Source organism: Pseudomonas sp. PS01298 (genome assembly GCF_029959745.1).
GTDB classification, from domain to species: Bacteria; Pseudomonadota; Gammaproteobacteria; order Pseudomonadales; family Pseudomonadaceae; genus Aquipseudomonas; species Aquipseudomonas aylmerensis.
Genome location: NZ_JASCPP010000069.1, coordinates 1 through 19157, shown reverse-complemented (window position 1 = coordinate 19157; position 19157 = coordinate 1). Strand labels below are relative to the sequence as shown.

Sequence of the window (19157 nt, the reverse complement as noted above, 5' to 3'; positions counted from 1 at the left end):
CTGCTGCGCAGCCCGACGCGGGGCAAGCCCGCTCGCCACGACAAGTCCGCTGCAGCACCGGGACAGATAGGGGTCGCCGGCGGAGCTAGTCGTCATTGCCACTGCCGCGAAACTTGAACAGATCGCGGCGTTGCTTCTTGCTCGGCTTGCCATCGGTGGTCATGCCGGTGGCGCCCGCCTTGCGCATGGCCGCCGCGTTTTCGCGCTTGGCGATACTCGCTTCGGTCTCGGTGTACAACGCCTGCGCTTCGGGCGCACCACGGCGCACAATCGAAAGCGCCTGGACCACTACGGTCTTCTCGTCAAAGCCTATACGAATCTGCAACTCATCACCGACACGTGGCTCTTTGCCCGGCTTGCAGCGCTCGCCGCGATGATGCACCTTGCCGCTCTCGATGGCAGCCTTGGCCAGGGCACGTGTTTTGTAGAAACGCGCCGCCCACAACCACTTGTCCAGACGGACCTTTTCTTCCTCTTCCTGCTTTTGAGCCACTTGAATTCCCCGCTCTGAAAAATGTCGCAACTTTACCGTTGAAACCCTTCGACGCATAAACCCCAAGGCTCACCTAAGATACGCCAGGTAGCACCCTGATTTCGCGAGGATTCACCGTGACCGACTTTCCCATTTCACTCACCTCGCCTAACCAACGGTGCGTGGGGTGCCAGCAAAGCGAGCCCTTGGGTTTCGATTTTGCCTTTGCCTACCAACCTATCGTAGACCTGCGAGACCATACGATTTTTGCCAACGAAGCCTTGGTGCGCGGTATCAATGGCGAAGGCGCGATGTCGGTACTGGAGCAGGTCAACGACAGCAACCGCTACCGTTTCGACCAGCGCTGCCGGACCCAGGCAATTGCCCAGGCCAGCGTACTGGGCATGCAAACCCACCTTTCCATCAATTTCATGCCCAACGCCGTGTACCGTCCGGAGTTGTGCATCCGCAGCACCCTGGAGGCGGCTCGCGCGCACAATTTTCCGCTGGACCTACTGATTTTCGAGACACTGGAAAGCGAGCATGTAGATAACTATCGCCATTTGACCAATATTCTGCGTGAATATCGTGAATTCGGCTTCAAGACCGCCATCGACGATTTCGGCGCGGGCTATTCGGGGCTGAATCTGCTGGCCGATTTCCAACCTGACTTGATCAAACTCGACATGGCGCTGATCCGCGATGTCGACCAGGACCGTGTCCGTCAGGTGATCGTCCAGGGGATTGTCACAATCTGTGAGCAGTTGGGGGTTACTGTCATCGCCGAAGGCATCGAAAGTGCCGGCGAGCGCGATTTCCTGTCCGACTGCGGAATATTTCTGATGCAGGGTTATTGGTTCGCCAAGCCCGCATTCAAAGCCCTGGCCGAGGTTTCCCCGCGCGCCTGGGCGAATTGAGCGGTTACCCATATTGAAGACATTTGACCATTTGACCGTTGTGGGTCTGCGTGAGTGGGTGGCACTTCCCGACCTGGGAGTGGCAGGCCTGCGCGCGAAGATCGACACCGGTGCCAGCACCTCCAGCCTGCACGCCACCGATATCGAGCCGTTTGAGCGCGACGGTGAGAAGTGGGTGCGCTTCACCGCCCACCTGGGCAGCGTGGTGCAACTGCGTCACCGCCGCTGCGAAGCGCCCCTGGTGACGATGAAAACCATCAAGAGCTCCAACGGCCATGCGCAGGTGCGCTATGTGATCAGCACCACCCTGGCGATGGGGGATCGGGTATGGCGGGTGGAGTTCACCCTGGCCTGCCGCAAGGCCATGCGTTACCGCCTGTTGCTGGGTTCCAAGGCGCTGATTGACGGCCACCTGGTGGTCAATCCCGGCGTCAAGTACGTTCAAGACAAGCCGGTGTTCCCGGTCTCTACTATTTCTGCCCCAGGTGCTGCATGAAGATTGCTGTGCTGTCGCGAAACCCGCGTCTGTATTCCACCCGCCGCCTGGTCGAGGCCGGCACCGAACGTGGCCACGAAATGGTGGTGATCGACACGTTGCGTGCCTACATGAACATTGCCAGCCACAAGCCGCAGATCCACTACCGGGGCAAGCCGCTGGAAGGGTTTGATGCGGTGATCCCGCGGATCGGCGCCTCGGTGACGTTCTATGGCTGCGCAGTGTTGCGCCAGTTTGAAATGATGGGGGTGTTCCCCCTCAATGAATCGGTGGCCATCGCCCGCTCGCGGGACAAGCTGCGCTCGCTGCAATTGCTCTCGCGTCGCGGCATTGGCCTGCCGGTCACCGGCTTTGCCCACTCGCCCGATGACATCCCTGACCTGATCGAGATGGTCAACGGCGCGCCGTTGGTGATCAAGGTACTGGAGGGCACCCAGGGCATCGGTGTGGTGCTGTGTGAAACCGCGACCGCCGCAGAGTCGGTGATCGAGGCGTTCATGGGGCTCAAGCAGAACATCATGGTGCAGGAATACATCAAGGAAGCCGGTGGCGCGGATATCCGTTGCTTCGTGGTGGGCGACAAGGTGATTGCCGCCATGAAGCGCCAGGCCAAGCCCGGTGAGTTCCGCTCCAACCTGCACCGTGGCGGCAGCGCCAGCCTGATCAAGATCACCCCTGAAGAACGCATGACCGCGCTGCGTGCAGCCAAGGTAATGGGGTTGAGCGTGGCGGGTGTGGATATCCTGCGATCCAACCATGGTCCGCTGGTGATGGAAGTGAACTCATCACCGGGCCTGGAAGGCATCGAGACCACCACCGGCAAGGACGTGGCGGGGATCATCATCCAGCACCTGGAGAAAAATGGCGGGCCGAACATGACCAGGACCAAGGGCAAAGGCTAGTCTCAAGCTGTAAGCTGCAAGCCTCAAGCTGCAAGAAAGAGCAAATCGGCTTGCCCTTCTCTTGTAGCTTATAGCTTGAAGCTTGAAGCTGCCCCTATACCGCGTCGCGGGGCAACATCAGGCCGAGCGGCAGCCGTACGCGCGCTTCCAGGCCGCCCCCTTCGCGGTTGCGCAGTTCGACATTGCCGCCGTGCATCGAGGCGATCCGGCGGACGATTGCCAACCCCAGACCGGTGCCCTTGCCACCCCGCGCACGATCGCCACGGGTGAACGGGTTGAAGATGCCTTCCAGCTCGGCCGGGTCAATTCCGGTGCCACGGTCCATCACACTCAGCACCACATAAGGTGCCGCGCTGTCGCCGGACACATACGCCGCCACTTCCACATCCGAGCCGGCATGGTGCAAGGCGTTGCCGATCAGGTTGTTCAACAAACGCTTCATGGACACCCGGCGCAGCGCAAACGGCTGGATCGGTTCCAGGCGCATGCGCACCTGTTCGCCGTTCTGGTTGTAAGGCGCTACCACCTCACGCACCAGGTCCGTCAGGTCGACCTCCTCCACCACCTCGTCACGACCATCGCGGATAAACGCCAGGAACTGGTCGAGAATCGCGTCCATGTCCTCGATATCGCGAACCATGTCATCGGTCAGGTCGGAATGATTGCCCATCAGTTCCAGAGAAAGCCGCAAGCGCGTCAACGGTGTGCGCAAGTCATGGGACACGCCCGCCAGCATCAGCTCGCGTTCGCGCCCGGCCTGTTCGACGTCCTCCGCCATCTGGTTGAACGCGCCATACACCTCGGTCATCTCACTGGGCGTATCGCTGACCGGCAAGCGCACGCTGCGACCCTGCCCCAGCTGGCGCGCAGCAAAGACCAGGCGCTTGAGTGGCTGGTTGAGCTGGCGCACGAAAATCCACGCCGAGGCGGTTGAGAGCAGCCCGATCGCCAGGAACCAGCCCAGCACGTTCCAGATCTTCTGCCCCCGCAGCGGATGCGGGTACAGCGGCACCTTGATCCAGGCATCCCCCAGGCTCGGCGCCCTCACCCACAGCGCGGGCGATACATGCATGCGCAATCGAACTTCGGTGTCCTCGCCCAGCTCGGCCTGCATCTGGCGCTGGTAGATCTCGCTGTAAGGCCAATGTTGCTCGCCTTCCGGCACGCCCGCCCCGTCAACCCGAATCAATGTCGACGCCTTGGCGATTTTTTCACGACTCTCGGGATCGGCTGCCCAATAGCCACGTAATGTCAGGGCGACACCGTGGCTGTACTGCCGATCCACCAGCACGTCTTCGTTCATCAACAGATAAACCAGCGTGAGTGCCTTGGAAAACAGAACGACGATCAGCACCAGCCAAAGGGTGCGGGAGAAAAAACTTTGCGGGAACCAAAGAGGGGTTTTCATAGAAGACAGCTGGACACCTGGCAGGAACGAGCGGCGCTCGCAGAATTGCAGACGCCGGGCATCCCGTCGACCCTCATGGAGTCAAACGCTGGAATGCCCGCCCTGCAAATCATTGGTCACTTTGTTGCGGTGCCATCCGGCACAAACACATAGCCCACGCCCCATACCGTCTGGATGTACCGTGGTTTGGACGGATCCGGCTCGATCATCCGGCGCAGACGGGAAATCTGCACGTCGATGGAGCGCTCCAGGGCGTCCCACTCCCGGCCACGGGCCAGGTTCATCAGCTTGTCGCGGGTCAGCGGCTGGCGCGCGTTCATCACCAGCGCCTTGAGCACGGCGAATTCGCCGGTGGTGAGCATGTGCACTTCATCGCCGCGCTTGAGCTCACGAGTGGCCAGCGACAGTTCGTAGTCGCCAAATGTGACGCTCTCGTCTTCGCTGCCCGGGGCACCGGGTACCGGAGCGGCCTGGCGACGCAGCACGGCCTTGACCCTGGCCATCAGCTCGTCAGGGTTGAACGGCTTGGCCAGGTAGTCATCAGCGCCCAGCTCGAGGCCCTTGATGCGGCTCAACTCATCACCCTTGGCGGTGAGCATGATGATCGGAATCTGGTTGTTCGCGCTGCGCAGGCGCTTGCAGGCGGTGAGGCCGTCTTCGCCGGGCAACATCAGGTCGAGCACGACCAGGTTGAACACTTCACGCCCCAACAGGCGGTCCATTTGCTCGGTGTTCGGCACCGCGCGGGCACGATAGCCTTTGGAGTTGAAGAAACGCTCCAGCAGGCTGCTCAGCCCCGGATCGTCATCAACGATGAGAATTTTTTCGCCTTCAGCAGTTTGTGCAGTGCTGCTCATTGGATGCTCCTCTTATCTCGGCGCGCATTATGGCGTAGCTGCCGTTATACGCACCGTGTGCATTGTTAGCAGATTTTTCCTCTACCGCCAGCGAACCCGCGTCCCACAACCACGGGCGCAGTACCCCCCAAGGACCGAACGCTGGTTATAATGCGGCGCCGTCGTGCAGGGCAACGTCAGATCGTTACCGTTTACTGCCGGGCTTTTTTTCACCCGCTTGTCGTGATTTTTTCGATTTCGAGGGTCAATAGGCAGCCTCTTGACCCAGGCAGCGGCGCCAGTCGGGCCGCTCAACCAGCCGCGCAAGGCCTTGTTTTCCGGGCCTGCGGGCTGCTTCTAAGAATTTCAGGTGGTTTTATGGACAGCATCAACAGCCGCATCGCCGAGGAACTCGGTGTACGCCCACAACAGGTCGAAGCGGCCGTCGCTCTACTGGATGAAGGCTCCACGGTGCCCTTCATCGCCCGTTACCGTAAAGAAGTGACCGGCAGCCTCGACGACACCCAACTACGACACCTGGAAGAGCGCCTGCGCTACCTGCGAGAACTCGACGAACGGCGTATCAGCATCCTCGCCAGCATCGAGGAGCAGGGCAAGCTGACCCCGCAACTGGAACGCGACATCAAGCTCGCCGACACCAAGACCCGTCTCGAAGACCTGTACCTGCCGTACAAACAGAAGCGCCGCACCAAGGGCCAGATTGCCCTGGAAGCCGGCCTCGGCGAGTTGGCTGACGGCCTGTTCAACGACCCGTCGCTGACCCCGGAAACCGAAGCCGCGCGCTTTATCGACGCCGAAAAAGGTGTCGCCGACGTCAAGGCCGCCCTCGAGGGCGCCAAATACATCCTCATGGAGCGTTTTGCCGAAAACGCCAGCCTGCTGGAAAAACTGCGCACCTACCTCAAGCAGGAAGCCACCCTCAGCGCCCGCGTCATCGCCGGCAAAGAGGAAGAAGGCGCCAAGTTCCGCGATTATTTCGAACACGATGAACCGCTGAAAAGCATGCCGTCACACCGCGCGCTCGCGATTTTCCGTGGCCGCAACGAAGGCATTCTCAGCTCCGCGCTGAAAGTCGGCGACGAGCTGCCGGGCACCATGCACCCGTGCGAAGGCATGATCGGTCAACAATTCGGCATTCAAAATCAGAACCGTCCTGCAGATAAATGGCTGGGCGAAGTGGTGCGCTGGACGTGGAAGGTCAAGCTCTACACCCACCTGGAAACCGACCTGCTGGGCGAGTTGCGCGACGGCGCCGAAACCGAAGCGATCAACGTCTTCGCCCACAACCTGCACGACCTGCTGCTGGCCGCCCCGGCCGGCCCGCGTGCGACCCTGGGCCTCGACCCGGGCCTGCGTACCGGCTGCAAGGTCGCCGTGGTCGATGCCACCGGCAAGCTGCTGGACCACGCGACCGTGTACCCGCACGTGCCACACAACAAGTGGGACCAGACCCTGGCGATCCTGGCGGCCCTGTGCGCCAAGCACGCCGTGGACCTGATCGCCATCGGCAACGGCACCGCCAGCCGTGAAACCGACAAGCTGGCCGCCGAGCTGATCAAAAAATACCCAGCCATGAAGATGACCAAGGTCATGGTCTCCGAGGCCGGTGCTTCGGTGTACTCGGCGTCGGAGCTGGCGTCCAAGGAATTCCCGGACCTCGACGTGTCGATCCGTGGTGCGGTGTCCATCGCCCGTCGCCTGCAGGATCCGCTGGCCGAACTGGTGAAAATCGACCCTAAATCCATCGGTGTCGGCCAGTACCAGCACGACGTGTCGCAGCTGAAACTGGCGCGCGGCCTGGACGCGGTCGTGGAAGACTGCGTAAACGCCGTGGGCGTGGACGTGAACACCGCCTCCGTGGCGCTGCTGGCGCGGATCTCCGGCCTGAATTCGACCCTGGCGCAGAACATCGTCACCCACCGTGACGAGAACGGCGCGTTCAAAACCCGCGCCGCGCTGAAAAAAGTCGCACGCCTGGGTGAAAAAACCTTCGAACAGGCCGCCGGCTTCCTGCGCGTGATGAATGGCGACAACCCGCTGGACGCCTCGGCGGTTCACCCGGAAGCCTATCCGCTGGTGCAGCGCATTGCGGCCGAGACCGACCGCGACATCCGCTCGCTGATCGGCGACGCCGCGTTCCTCAAGCGCCTGGATCCGAAAAAGTACACCGATGAAACCTTCGGTGTGCCGACCATCACCGACATCCTGCAAGAGCTGGAAAAACCCGGCCGTGACCCGCGTCCCGAGTTCAAGACCGCCGAGTTCCAGGATGGCGTCGAAGACCTCAAGGACCTGCAACTGGGCATGATCCTCGAAGGTGTGGTGACCAACGTGACCAACTTCGGTGCCTTTGTGGACATCGGCGTGCATCAGGACGGTTTGGTGCACATCTCTGCGCTTTCGGAGAAGTTCATCAAGGACCCGCGTGAAGCGGTGAAAGCCGGCGACGTGGTCAAGGTCAAGGTCATGGAAGTCGACATCCCGCGCAAACGCGTCGGCCTGTCGATGCGCATGAGCGACACCCCCGGCGAGAAAATCGACGGGGCTCGCGGTGCCCGCCCAGGCTCGGCGCCGCGCCAGTCGCAGAACAACGCGCCGCGCAAGGAAACCGCGACCGCCGCGCCGTCCAACAACGCCATGGCCTCGCTGTTCGCCAACGCCAAACAGTTGAAGAAACGCTGATGGACATCCCAGCCGGCTTGACCCAGAGCGCCTTCAGCGAACTGATCGGCTGCCGCCTGCAACGCCTGGACGAAGGCGTTGCCGAGGTGGCCCTGACCCTGGAGCCGCAACTGCGCAACCGCGCAGGCAAGCTCCATGGCGGGGCGATTTTCAGCCTCGTGGACATCACCATGGGGCTGGCCTGTTCCAGCTCCCATGGGTTCGACCAGCAGAGCGCGACCATCGAATGCAAGATCAATTACATTCGCGCGGTCTCCGACGGTGACGTGTTATGCACCAGCCGCGTGATTCACGCCGGTCGACGCACCCTGGTGGTCGAGGCCGACGTGTACCAGGACGAAAAACTGGTCGCAAAAGCACAAGGCACCTTCGCTGTCCTATAGCTCCCCGCCCTCGATTTGAGTTAATTTCGGCGCTGCGACAACAGCGTCGGAATTTTCTTGCTGCGCTATAGCCCAATTCAAGGAGTGAAGTAGGCTTTTCCAAAGCGAGTCAAATCGACTCAAAACCAGGCGATAACGCCAGTTTTAACTTCACCCTTGTAGACCGTCTTGCCCACCCCCATATTGGGGCGACTGACGCGTGAAGGAATCTAACTTGAGCGAACTTCTCAACCGCCGCCTGGCCCTGCTCGGCAAGCGCGAACACCTCTCCCTGCTAGAGCAATGCTTGCACGGCATCGAGCGTGAATGCCTACGTGTCACCGGTGAGGGTCGCCTGGCGCAAACGCCACACCCCGAAGCCCTGGGCGCCGCGTTGACCCATGAACAGATCACCACCGACTACTCGGAATCGCTGCTGGAGTTCATCACCCCAGCCCTGCCCAACCCGGCCGATACCCTGAGCAGCCTGGACAAGATCCATCGCTTTGCCTACACCAAGCTCGGCAGCGAATACCTGTGGAGCCCTTCGATGCCGTGCCCGTTGCCGGCCGAGGAAGACATTCCGATTGCCTACTACGGCACCTCCAATATCGGACAGCTCAAGTACGTGTACCGCAAGGGCCTGGCCCTGCGTTACGGCAAGACCATGCAGTGCATCGCCGGAATCCACTACAACTTCTCGCTGCCGGAACAGTTGTGGCCGCTGCTCAAGGAGACGGAAGGGTTTGTCGGCACCGACCGCGACTACCAGTCCACTGCCTATATCGCGCTGATCCGCAACTTCCGCCGCTACAGCTGGCTGTTGATGTACCTGTTCGGGGCTTCGCCGGCACTGGACGCGGGCTTCCTGCGCGGTCGCTCGCATCAATTGGAAGTGCTCGACGCCGACACCCTGTACCTGCCGTACGCCACCAGCCTGCGCATGAGCGACCTGGGTTACCAGAGCAACGCCCAGGCCGGCCTGACGCCGTGCTACAACGATCTGGCCAGCTACACCGACAGCCTGCGCGAAGCGGTGGCAACGCCCTACGCGCCCTACGTCGAAGTCGGCACGCACAAGGACGGTGAATGGGTACAACTCAACACCAACATCCTGCAGATCGAAAACGAGTACTACTCCAACATCCGCCCCAAGCGCGTGACCTACACCGGCGAACGGCCGATCCAGGCGCTGATGGCGCGTGGCATCCAGTACATCGAAGTACGCTGCCTGGACATCAATCCGTTCCTGCCGATGGGTATCGACCTGCCGGAGTCGCGCTTCCTCGACGCGTTCCTGCTGTACTGCGCGCTGAACGACAGCCCATTGTTCGCCAATAACGAATGCGGCAACGCCACGTCCAACTTCCTCAGCGTGGTCAAGGAAGGCCGGCGTCCGGGCCTGCAATTGCAGCGCCAGGGCCAGGCAGTGGACATGAAGGAATGGGCCACCGAATTGCTCGAGCAGATTGCGCCGCTGGCGGCCCTGCTGGATGCGAGCCACGGCATCAGCGAACACAGCGAGGCGCTGGACGCCCAACTGGCCAAGGTCAAGGACCCGTCCCTGACGCCATCGGCCCAAGTGCTGGCGGCAATGGCCGAGCGCAAAGAGAGTTTTGCGCAGTTCTCTCTGCATCAGAGCGAGGTCCACGCCGAGCATTTTCGCCGCGAGCCGTTGCCAGCCGAAGAGCAGGCGCGCTTTGAAGAGCTGGCGCGCACGTCGCTGGCACAGCAGGCGGAGCTGGAACAGAACGAAGTGGGCGATTTTGACGTGTTTGTCGGGTCGTACCAGGCCAGTATCCTGGCGATCAGTAACTAAGGCATCACGCCACCCCGTGTGGGCGCTGGCTTGCCTGCGATAGCATCAACCCGGTAGATCTGAACTACCGAGTCGTGAGCATCGCAGGCAAGCCAGCTCGCACATTTGGCCAATGCGCCCTCAACACCCGCATTCACTCTTCTCCTCATAAGCTAATTCGAAAATGTTATTTATTTTCGGATTCTTAGATCATTTAGTCTCCTCACACGCCGACCCTCGGCCGCCTGATTGAGGAGCTTCCCTTTGAAACTTTTGACCCCACTGCGCCTCCTGGCGGCGTTGTCCTTGGCCGGTGCCAGTCTGTTTGCCCACGCGGCGGATGTAACCATCGCCTACCAGACCACCGTGGACCCGGCGAAAGTCGCCCAGGCCGACGGCGCTTATGAAAAAGCCACCAACGCCAAGATCGACTGGCGCAAATTCGACAACGGCGCCGACATCATCGCCGCCATCGCCTCCGGCGACGTGCAGATCGGCTACCTCGGTTCCAGCCCGCTGACCGCAGCGATCACGCGCAAAGTGCCGGTGGAAACCTTCCTCGTTGCTACCCAGATCGGCGGTGCCGAAGCCCTCGTGGCGCGCAACGGTTCGGGGATCAACAGCCCGCAGGACCTGGTCGGCAAGAAAGTCGCGGTACCGTTCGTGTCCACCGGTCACTACAGCCTGCTCGCCGCGCTGAAGCACTGGAACATCGACCCCTCGAAAGTGACCATCCTCAACCTCGCCCCGCCGGCAATCATCGCCGCCTGGAAGCGCGGTGACATCGATGCCACTTACGTATGGGACCCCGCCCTGGGCGTGGCCAAGGAAAACGGCAAGGTGCTGATCACCTCCGGCGAACTGGCCAAGTTCGGCGCGCCGACCTTCGATGCGTGGATCGTGCGTAAGGATTTTGCCGAGAAGCACCCGGAAATCGTCACGGCCTTCGCCAAGGTCACCCTGGACGCCTACGCCGCGTACCGCAAAGACCCACAAGCCTGGATCGCTGACAAAGGCAACGTCGACAAACTGGAGAAGCTCTCCGGCGCCAAGGCCAGTGATATCCCGCTGCTGCTGCAAGGCAACGTCTATCCATTGGCGGCTGACCAGGTAACCCTGCTGGGCGCCCCGACCACCAAGGCGGTGACCGACACTGCAGCGTTCTTGAAGGAGCAAGGCAAGGTCGACGCCGTGCTGCCGGACTACGCCCCTTACGTCAGCGCCAAGTTCATCACTAACTGATTCAGGAGTTCATCGCGATGGCCTTGCTACAACTGGAGCGCATCAGCGCACAGTACCCAGGCGCCACAGAACCGGTACTGTCTGATATTTCATTGGAGCTTGGGCCCCAGCAATTGCTGGTCGCCCTCGGCCCGTCCGGCAGTGGCAAGACTTCGCTGTTGAATCTGATTGCCGGCTTTGTCGAACCGTCAGCCGGGCGCATCACCCTTGATGGCGTGCCGGTCAAAGGCCCGAGCGCCGAACGTGGCGTGGTGTTCCAGGACGACGCCCTGCTGCCCTGGCAGGACGTGCTTGCCAACGTCGGCTTCGGCCTCGAACTGGCGGGCGTGGCCAAGGCACAACGCGAAGTGCGCGCCCGGGAAATGCTCGCACTGGTGGACCTCGCCGGTTTCGACAACCGCCGCATCTGGCAGCTCTCCGGCGGCCAGAAACAGCGCGTCGGCCTCGCCCGCGCCTTGGCAGCAGACCCGCGCGTGCTGCTGATGGACGAACCCTTCGGCGCCCTCGATGCCTTCACCCGCGAGCAGATGCAGGAGCTGTTGCTGCAAGTCTGGCGGCGCACGGCCAAGCCGGTATTCCTGATCACCCATGACATCGAAGAGGCGGTATTTCTCGCCACTGACTTGATCCTGCTGGCGCCCAACCCCGGCCAGATCGTCGAACGCCTGCACCTGGACTTTGGCCAACGCTACGCCGCCGGTGAGTCGGCGCGGGCGATCAAGTCCGACCCGCGTTTTATCGAAACCCGCGAACACGTGCTGGGCAAAGTGTTCTCGCAACGGCAGGTGTCCGCATGAGCAGCTACGAACTTCCCGCCACCGCGACCAAGCCGGTGCCGCACGCCGTTTTCCCCGTGCGCCGCAGCCTGAGCACGCGCTGGATCAGCCTGCTGACCCTGGTGGCCTTGCTGGCCATCTGGTGGGCCGTGACCGCCACCGGCCTAATCGAGCCGCTGTTCCTGCCGCCGCCGTCTGCCGTGCTGCAAAAAGGCTGGCTGCTGGCGACCACGGGCTACATGGATTCCACCCTATGGCAGCACTTGGGCGCGAGCCTCAGCCGTATCGGCCTGGGCCTGGGCTTTGCAGTGCTGACCGCCGTGCCGGTGGGCATTGCGATCGGCGCCAACCGTATTGCGCGTGGCATTCTCGACCCGCTGATCGAGTTCTACCGGCCGATTCCGCCGTTGGCGTATCTGCCGCTGATCGTGATCTGGTGCGGCATCGGCGAGCTGTCCAAGGTGCTGCTGATCTACCTGGCGATCTTTGCCCCGATTGCCATCGCCACCGCGACCGGCGTGCGCACCGTCGACCCGGCCAAACTACGCGCGGCGCAATCGCTGGGTGCGACCCGCGCCCAGTTGATTCGCCATGTGATCCTGCCGAGCGCCCTGCCCGACATTCTCACCGGCGTGCGCATTGGCCTGGGTGTGGGCTGGTCGACATTGGTTGCTGCCGAGCTGATCGCGGCCACCAGCGGCCTGGGGTTCATGGTGCAGTCGGCGGCGCAGTTCCTGGTCACCGATGTGGTGGTACTGGGGATCCTGGTGATCGCACTGATCGCCTTCGCCATGGAAATGGGCCTGCGCGCCCTGCAGCGCAAATTGGTGCCTTGGCATGGCCAGGCACACTAAGCACTTATTGACGAGAACCGCATGAGCAGCCTGACCGTTACGCCATTAAGCACCGCCCTGGGCGCCCAGATCAGTGGCGTCGATATCACCCAGCCGCTGAACGTCGAACAGCGCGACGCCATCGAACAGGCGTTGCTCACGCACTCGGTGCTGTTCTTCCGTGGCCAGCCGATCACCCCGCAGCAACAAGCGCGGTTCGCGGCGAATTTCGGCGACCTGCACATCCACCCGATCTACCCCAATGTGCCGGAACAGCCCGAAGTGCTGATCCTCGACACCGCCGTCACCGACGTGCGTGATAACGCCGTGTGGCACACCGACGTGACCTTCCTGCCCACCCCGGCGCTTGGCGCGGTGCTCAGCGCCAAACTGCTGCCGGCGTTTGGTGGCGACACGTTGTGGGCCAGTGGCATCGCGGCGTATGAGGCGCTGTCCGAGCCGTTGAAGCGCTTGCTCGACGGGCTTACCGCCACCCACGACTTCACCAAATCCTTCCCGCTGGAACGCTTCGGCAACACCGCCGAAGACCTGGCGCGCTGGGAAGAAACCCGCAAGAAAAACCCGCCGCTGTCGCATCCGGTGGTGCGCACGCATCCGGTGAGTGGGCGTAAATCGTTGTTTGTGAGCGATGGGTTTACCACCAGGATCAATGAGCTCGAACCTGCCGAAAGCGAAGCGATCCTGAAGCTGCTGTTCGCTCACGCGACCCGCCCGGAGTTCACCATTCGCTGGCGTTGGCAGGAAAATGACGTGGCGTTCTGGGACAACCGCGTGACCCAGCATTACGCGGTAGATGACTACCGGCCGCAACGGCGCGTGATGCACCGGGCGACGATTCTTGGGGACGTGCCGTTCTAGATCACACAGAAGATCGAGGGAGGGTGCTGGCTTGCCTGCGAAAGCGATAGCCCAGCCAACACCATCATCGACTGACCCACCGCCATCGCGGGCAAGCCCGGCTCCCACAGTGATTTGGATCGTGCCGAAAAAATTCGCCCCACTGAAGATCAACTGTGGGAGCTGGCTTGCCTGCGAAAGCGGTGGATCAGCCAACACCTCCATCGACTGACACACCGCCATCGCGGGCAAGCCCGGCTCCCACATTGCCCGAGCCGGACCAAGGAAATTCGCCCCACTGAAAATCAACTGTGGGAGCTGGCTTGCCTGCGAAAGCGGTAGCCCAGCCAACACCTTCATCGACTGACCCACCACCCTCACAGGCAAGCCCGGCTCCCACATTGACCGAGTCGGGCCAAGGAAATTCGCCCCACTGAAAATCAACTGTGGGAGCTGGCTTGCCTGCGAAAGCGGTGGATCAGCCAACACCATCATCGACTGACCCACCACCCTCACAGGCAAGCCCGGCTCCCACAGTGACCGACTACTGCAGATTACTCAGCAGTAGACGGCTTCTCCCACAAGTTGATCCCGCCTTCCTGCGCGAACCGATCGATCTCCGCCAGTTCTTCGGCACTGAAGCTCAGGTTCTTCAACGCCCCGACGTTTTCAATGATCTGCTCCGGCCGGCTCGCACCGATCAGCGCACTGGTCACCCGTGGGTCGCGCAAGGTCCAGGCCAGGGCCAGTTGCGCCAGGCTCTGGCCACGGCGCTGGGCGATTTCATTCAGCGCACGCACATGGGCAATGTTGGCTTCGGACAGGTGCTTGGCCTGCAACGAACCGCCACCCGGACGATTCACTCGTGCGTCGGCCGGCACGCCGTTGAGGTACTTGTCGGTCAGCAGCCCTTGAGCCAGCGGTGTGAACGCAATCACCCCGGCGCCGAGTTCTTCGGTGGTGTCCAGCAGGTCTTTTTCCACCCAACGGTTGAGCAAGTTGTAGGCAGGTTGGTGGATCAACAGCGGCACTTTCCACTCTTTGAGCAGCGCGGCGATTTCGCGGGTTTTTACCCCGGAGTAGGAAGAGATGCCGATGTACAACGCCTTGCCTTGCTGCACGGCGGTGGCGAGGGCGCTGGCGGTTTCTTCCAGGGGGGTGTCGGCATCAAACCGGTGCGAGTAGAAAATATCCACATAGTCGACGCCCAGACGTTGCAGGCTCTGGTCGAGGCTGGCCAGCACGTATTTGCGCGAACCGCCGCCCTGGCCGTAGGGGCCGGGCCACATGTCCCAGCCGGCCTTGCTGGAGATGATCAGTTCATCGCGGTAGTGCTTGAAGTCTTCGCGCAGCAAACGGCCGAAGTTGATCTCGGCGCTGCCGTAAGGCGGGCCGTAGTTGTTGGCCAGGTCAAAGTGGTTGATCCCCAGGTCGAACGCGGTGCGCAACAGGGCGCGCTGGGTGTCGATCGGGGTGCTGTCGCCAAAGTTGTGCCACAGCCCCAGGGACAGTGCCGGCAGCACCAGTCCACTGCGGCCTACGCGGCGATACGGAATAGATTCATAGCGGTTTTCGGCAGCAATGTAAGTCATCGAATCCTCTCTTGGACGTAGGCAAATAAGGCCTGGGAATAAGGTTATTCCCAGGCCTTTTAACCAGCTGAATCGCTTAAGTCTGCCTTTCCGTTTTACAGCAATTGCCTACCAGAGTGGAACGACATAGCTGACATAAAAGCGGTTTTCATCTTGCACGGTGGCACCGCTGATGTCCGGGCTGGCGTGGGCATTTTTCCAGGTCACGCCGAGCCCTTTGAGGGTGCCGGTGGGGACTTGATACGCCACGGCAACGTTACGTTCCCATTCGCTGGTGGTGCCTTGTGCGGTGCGGATGTCATCGCCGTGGGCATACGCCGCGGAGAACGTCAGGCCGGTAAGGCCGAGTTTGCCGAAGTCATATTTGTACTGCGCCAGCCAGGTGCGTTCGCCGGCATGCTGGAATTTGTTCAACTGCATGTTGGTCAGCGCCGGGGTGTCTGCGCCTGAACCTGGGCCCTGGCGGTTGTCGCCGCTGTTCAAGCCGGAATCCAGGTAGGGAAAGTCGCTGTCGCCGCTGTTTTTCTGGATACCCAGGCCGACGGTATGGCCGTCCAGGCTGTAGCTCTCAAGCAAGCTGGCGGTGGTCTGGTTGATGCGCCCCTTGTTCACACCATCACCGTAAAGACCCGCCGCCTCGAAGTCCTTGTCACCGTCGGCGTTGCCGCCCACGCCCAGGCTGCGGAACACCCGCACATCGGTGTCGATCGCGCCGACCGACAAAGCGTCATGGCGCTTGGCACCGAGGAAGAACTGCTGGTAGTAGTCCTCAAGATTGGAGTACCACAGGCTGACGGTGGTGTTCTGGATGCCGGTGTAGTCCGCACCGCCGAACAGGAAGCGATCGCTTTCCTTGGTGCCGCCGGCGGTGATCATGCCCTGGTCGCCGGTCTCGTTACGGATCTTGGTCTTGAGGATATCGCCGCCGGTGAAGGTGAAGTCGGTAAGGTCCTTGGAAACCAGTTGCACGCCGGTATTGGTCTGCTGGTACAGGCGCCCGTCGGTGTTGGCCAGGACCGGGTTGTTGCCGTACAGCGTGCCGACGCGCAGCTCGTCCTGGGCAAAGCGCATCTTGAACGTCGGGCTGAGCACGCCGAACTGGTCGGCGGACTTGCCGTTGTCCAGCGGGAACATGCTGCCGGGGTAGCGGCCCTGGTGATCCTTGTCGTTGAGGTCGCCACCGGAATCCAGTTTCAGCCCGTAGAACGCCTGCAGATCCAAGCCGAAACCCACCGGCCCCTCGGTGTATCCCGACTTGAAGTTGAACTCGAAACCCTGGCCCCAATCGCGAATGCTGTGGGCCTTCGCGTTGCTGTTGACCACATCACGCCCCTGCTGGTTGAGATAGCGATTGAGCAGGGTCACGTCGGCGTGGCTGTCATCGATAAAATCGGCATGGGCGGACAGCATAAAGCTCGCCATGGCGGCACCCACCATAGGGCTTAATAACGTCTTCATTGTTACCGGTCTCCGTCACTGTTTTGAAATGAAAGCGTCAAACGCTTCACACAATTACGCAGTGGCCAGATGACAGTTGCGCGTCAAACCGAGGGTTTGACGAATGAAATTAAATTTAAGAAAGCCCCGTAGAACGGGGCTTTGCGGGGAGTTACAGGTCAGCGCACCAGATGCAGGAACTGCAGGTGGCGCTCGTACTGGTCGAGGATGTCGTTGATGATCTGCTCCTTGGTGTAGCCCACCAGATCATAGTCCTGGCTGCCCTCACTCAGGTGCACTTCCGCGCGGTAATAGCGACGGTTGTTGATCTCTTTGGAACCCATGCCACCCCGGGCGAACGACGGCGTGAAGTAGCCGCGCATCTGCACCTGGTAGATGAACGGATGCTCCTCGCCATGCCCGATTTCGAGGCTGACGCTGTCGTTGGCCGGGTCCGGCTGAGTGACCACGCTCAGGCCCTTCTCGACGAACACCGCCGTCACTTCTTCGATCGCCGGGCGCACCGTCGATTCGAGGAAGCGGTACACCTCATCGCGTGACGGGAAATGCACGGCCTGGCTCAAGCGCTGGCGCCAGCCGCCACGGCCCTTGCGGGAAGCCGAGATCGGCGCCAACGAGTGCAACTGCGCGATCTGCTTTTGCGACTCGAGGTAGAAGGCCTTGTGCAGCCCCCACATCATCAGCAGCAAGATCATCGAGAACGGCAGCGAGGTCAGCACCACGGCTGATTTCAACGAGTCGATGCTGCCGGCAAACAGCAGCGCACTGGTGACCAGCGCCGTCATCGCGCCCCAGAACACCCGCAGCCATTTCGGCCCGTCTTCATCGGCGTTGCCGCCCTTGGACGACAGCGTCGAGAGCACTACGGTGCCGGAGTCGGCGGAGGTCACGAAGAATACGAAGCTGATAAACACGGTGACCGCAATGACCGTCTTGCTCCACGGGTAGGTTTCCAACAGCAGGTACAGGCTCATCGACGGGTCATCGATGGCCGACTGACCGAGGGCCGTCAGCCCGTGATTGAGCACCTGGTCGATGGCGCTGTTGCCGAAGATCGACATCCACGCCAGGGTGAAGCCCAGCGGGATCAGCAGCACGCCGAAGACGAACTCACGGATGGTCCGGCCACGGGAAATCCGCGCGATAAACAGGCCCACAAACGGCGACCACGCGATCCACCAGGCCCAGTAGAACACCGTCCAGCCGCCGAGCCAGTCGCTCGGCTTGTCGTAGGCGTACACGTCAAAACTCTTGGTCGGCAACGCGCCAAGGTAGTCGCCGATGTTCTGGATCAGCGTGTTGAGCAGGTGCTGGGTGGGACCTGCGAACAACACGAACAGCAGCAGCGCACAGGCCAACAGCATGTTGATGTCGGACATCACTCGCACGCCCTTGTCGACGCCGGCCACCGCGACCAGAATCGCCGCGCCCATCATCAGGGTGATCAATCCAACCTGGATCCACTGGGTATGGGCAATGCCAAACAGGTAGTCGAGGCCGGAGTTGAGGTGCAGCACACCAAAGCCCATGTCGGCCCCCAGGCCGAACACCGTGGCGATAATGCCGAAGCCATCCACCGCATAGCCGATGGGGCCGTTGATGCGCTTGCCGATCAGCGGGTACAGCGCCGAACGCAGCGCCAGCGGCAGGTTATGCCGGTAGGCGAAGTACGCCAGGGCCATGCCGACAAAGGCGAACACGCCCCAGCCATGCAGGCCCCAGTGCAGGAACAGGATCTGCATGGCCTGGCGCGCGGCGTCGGCATTCATCGGTGCGCCCTGGGGCGGTTGCACCAGGTGCGTCAGCGGCTCGGAGACGCAGAAGAAGAACAGCGTGATGCTGATCCCGGCGGCGAACAACATGCCGGCCCAGGACAGGTAACTGAATTCGGGCTCGTCGTGGTCGGCACCGAGTTTTATCTTGCCGTAGCCCGATAGCGCGGTGACCACCACGAAGACCAGATACAGGGTCATCGCCAGCATGTAGTACCAGCCGACCGTATTGGCCGCCCAGTTTTGCGCGGCCAGCAACCAGGCGCCGGCCTGTTGCGGGATAGCGATGACAGTGATGCCGAACAGCAAGATGAAGGTTGCAGCAAAGTAGAAGACGGGCGCATTCATGCGCACCAGGCCGCTGGCTGGGGTCGACGATGCACTCATGAACGATGCACCCCTCGGGCGGGAGATGTGGCTGTAAAAAACGGACTCAGCAAAGGTAAGCCTCCTGTTGTGAGCGGGCAGCGAACCACCGGTTTAACTTGAACGAACATTCAAGTTAAACATGGATAGGCGGTCTGGGACTAATCGCAGGGCTGAGTGGTAGATAATTCCTACACTAGCTCAAGGACTGGTATGACGGGTGCGGGAGGTAAAACGTTCAGCGATTTTCGGGAGAAATCCGCTCAGGTCTGGAATGCATTCCAACTGTGGGAGCGGGCTTGCTCGCAAATGCGCTGGGTCAGCCGATGATTCATTGACAGATACTCCGCATTCGCGAGCAAGCCC

At 61.5% G+C, this 19157-nt stretch carries 16 protein-coding genes; 10 read left to right on the top strand and 6 right to left on the bottom strand.

Annotation, left to right across the window (positions count from 1 at the left end):
• Positions 1-85 precede the first annotated feature (85 nt).
• Complete coding sequence (locus QMX97_RS21410) at positions 86-493, bottom strand: S4 domain-containing protein (RefSeq protein WP_065899602.1); 408 nt, start codon at positions 491-493, stop codon at positions 86-88.
• 116 nt (positions 494-609) lie between these two features.
• Here QMX97_RS21410 and QMX97_RS21405 point away from each other — a divergent pair, with 116 nt between their 5' ends.
• From QMX97_RS21405 to rimK, 3 genes are read left to right on the top strand one after another with little or no spacing between them, the layout of a single operon-like run.
• Positions 610-1389, top strand: a complete 780-nt coding sequence (locus QMX97_RS21405) for an EAL domain-containing protein (RefSeq protein ID WP_282397564.1) — start codon at positions 610-612, stop codon at positions 1387-1389.
• 13 nt (positions 1390-1402) lie between these two features.
• The gene (locus QMX97_RS21400) at positions 1403-1885 is read left to right on the top strand and encodes an ATP-dependent zinc protease (protein WP_065899600.1); all 483 of its coding nucleotides are present in this window, start codon (positions 1403-1405) and stop codon (positions 1883-1885) included.
• Entirely contained in the window at positions 1882-2787 is a 906-nt protein-coding gene (gene rimK / locus QMX97_RS21395) for a 30S ribosomal protein S6--L-glutamate ligase (protein WP_003187674.1), read from the top strand. Before QMX97_RS21400 ends, rimK begins: the two co-directional genes overlap by 4 nt.
• Positions 2788-2881: 94 nt before the next feature.
• Here the strand turns inward: rimK and QMX97_RS21390 are convergent, their stop codons facing one another.
• Both QMX97_RS21390 and ompR read right to left on the bottom strand, forming a co-directional pair.
• Positions 2882-4195: an ATP-binding protein gene (locus QMX97_RS21390; RefSeq protein WP_065899599.1), complete on the bottom strand. Its 1314-nt coding sequence runs from the start codon at positions 4193-4195 to the stop codon at positions 2882-2884.
• A gap of 116 nt (positions 4196-4311) precedes the next feature.
• Positions 4312-5052 (bottom strand): two-component system response regulator OmpR, encoded by a 741-nt coding sequence (gene ompR / locus QMX97_RS21385; RefSeq protein WP_065899598.1) that lies wholly within the window; start codon positions 5050-5052, stop codon positions 4312-4314.
• A gap of 357 nt (positions 5053-5409) precedes the next feature.
• On the opposite strand from ompR, the gene QMX97_RS21380 reads away from it, so the two are divergent.
• The 7 genes from QMX97_RS21380 (at position 5410) to tauD (ending at position 13624) form a co-directional block, all read left to right on the top strand.
• On the top strand, positions 5410-7734 hold the full coding sequence (locus QMX97_RS21380; RefSeq protein ID WP_065899597.1) for a Tex family protein: 2325 nt from the start codon (positions 5410-5412) through the stop codon (positions 7732-7734).
• Positions 7734-8117 (top strand): PaaI family thioesterase, encoded by a 384-nt coding sequence (locus QMX97_RS21375; RefSeq protein WP_213552158.1) that lies wholly within the window; start codon positions 7734-7736, stop codon positions 8115-8117. The genes QMX97_RS21380 and QMX97_RS21375 overlap by 1 nt, the downstream gene beginning before the upstream one ends.
• A 214-nt stretch (positions 8118-8331) precedes the next feature.
• The gene (gene gshA, locus QMX97_RS21370) at positions 8332-9915 is read left to right on the top strand and encodes a glutamate--cysteine ligase (RefSeq protein ID WP_065899595.1); all 1584 of its coding nucleotides are present in this window, start codon (positions 8332-8334) and stop codon (positions 9913-9915) included.
• A gap of 243 nt (positions 9916-10158) precedes the next feature.
• Positions 10159-11136, top strand: coding sequence for a taurine ABC transporter substrate-binding protein (tauA, locus tag QMX97_RS21365; protein WP_282397563.1), 978 nt, complete (start codon positions 10159-10161; stop codon positions 11134-11136).
• A gap of 17 nt (positions 11137-11153) precedes the next feature.
• Positions 11154-11933 carry a taurine ABC transporter ATP-binding subunit gene (gene tauB / locus QMX97_RS21360; RefSeq protein ID WP_065899593.1) on the top strand — a complete coding sequence of 260 codons (780 nt, stop codon included), beginning with the start codon at positions 11154-11156 and terminating at the stop codon, positions 11931-11933.
• Positions 11930-12766 carry a taurine ABC transporter permease TauC gene (gene tauC, locus QMX97_RS21355; protein ID WP_282397562.1) on the top strand — a complete coding sequence of 279 codons (837 nt, stop codon included), beginning with the start codon at positions 11930-11932 and terminating at the stop codon, positions 12764-12766. The genes tauB and tauC overlap by 4 nt, the downstream gene beginning before the upstream one ends.
• A 21-nt stretch (positions 12767-12787) precedes the next feature.
• Positions 12788-13624, top strand: a complete 837-nt coding sequence (gene tauD / locus QMX97_RS21350; RefSeq protein WP_106805446.1) for a taurine dioxygenase — start codon at positions 12788-12790, stop codon at positions 13622-13624.
• 533 nt (positions 13625-14157) lie between these two features.
• On the opposite strand, the gene mgrA is transcribed toward tauD, so the two are convergent.
• The 3 genes from mgrA to betT form a co-directional block, all read right to left on the bottom strand.
• A complete protein-coding gene (gene mgrA / locus QMX97_RS21345; protein ID WP_010214105.1) occupies positions 14158-15195 on the bottom strand; it encodes an L-glyceraldehyde 3-phosphate reductase in 1038 nt (345 codons plus the stop codon).
• Between the two features lie 108 nt (positions 15196-15303).
• The gene (locus tag QMX97_RS21340; protein WP_282397568.1) at positions 15304-16632 is read right to left on the bottom strand and encodes an OprD family outer membrane porin; all 1329 of its coding nucleotides are present in this window, start codon (positions 16630-16632) and stop codon (positions 15304-15306) included.
• A 179-nt stretch (positions 16633-16811) separates the two neighbouring features.
• Positions 16812-18773 (bottom strand): choline transporter BetT, encoded by a 1962-nt coding sequence (betT, locus tag QMX97_RS21335; RefSeq protein WP_162946137.1) that lies wholly within the window; start codon positions 18771-18773, stop codon positions 16812-16814.
• Between the last annotated feature and the right edge of the window lie 384 nt (positions 18774-19157).

Coding starts and splice junctions, on each gene's coding strand:
- QMX97_RS21390 (WP_065899599.1), bottom strand. CDS start 4,195: ATGAAAACCCCTCTTTGGTTCCCGCAAAGTTTTTTCTCCCGCACCCTT.
- ompR (WP_065899598.1), bottom strand. CDS start 5,052: ATGAGCAGCACTGCACAAACTGCTGAAGGCGAAAAAATTCTCATCGTT.
- tauC (WP_282397562.1), top strand. CDS start 11,930: ATGAGCAGCTACGAACTTCCCGCCACCGCGACCAAGCCGGTGCCGCAC.
- betT (WP_162946137.1), bottom strand. CDS start 18,773: ATGAATGCGCCCGTCTTCTACTTTGCTGCAACCTTCATCTTGCTGTTC.
- QMX97_RS21380 (WP_065899597.1), top strand. CDS start 5,410: ATGGACAGCATCAACAGCCGCATCGCCGAGGAACTCGGTGTACGCCCA.
- QMX97_RS21340 (WP_282397568.1), bottom strand. CDS start 16,632: ATGGTGGGTGCCGCCATGGCGAGCTTTATGCTGTCCGCCCATGCCGAT.
- tauB (WP_065899593.1), top strand. CDS start 11,154: ATGGCCTTGCTACAACTGGAGCGCATCAGCGCACAGTACCCAGGCGCC.
- QMX97_RS21375 (WP_213552158.1), top strand. CDS start 7,734: ATGGACATCCCAGCCGGCTTGACCCAGAGCGCCTTCAGCGAACTGATC.
- rimK (WP_003187674.1), top strand. CDS start 1,882: ATGAAGATTGCTGTGCTGTCGCGAAACCCGCGTCTGTATTCCACCCGC.
- mgrA (WP_010214105.1), bottom strand. CDS start 15,195: ATGACTTACATTGCTGCCGAAAACCGCTATGAATCTATTCCGTATCGC.
- tauD (WP_106805446.1), top strand. CDS start 12,788: ATGAGCAGCCTGACCGTTACGCCATTAAGCACCGCCCTGGGCGCCCAG.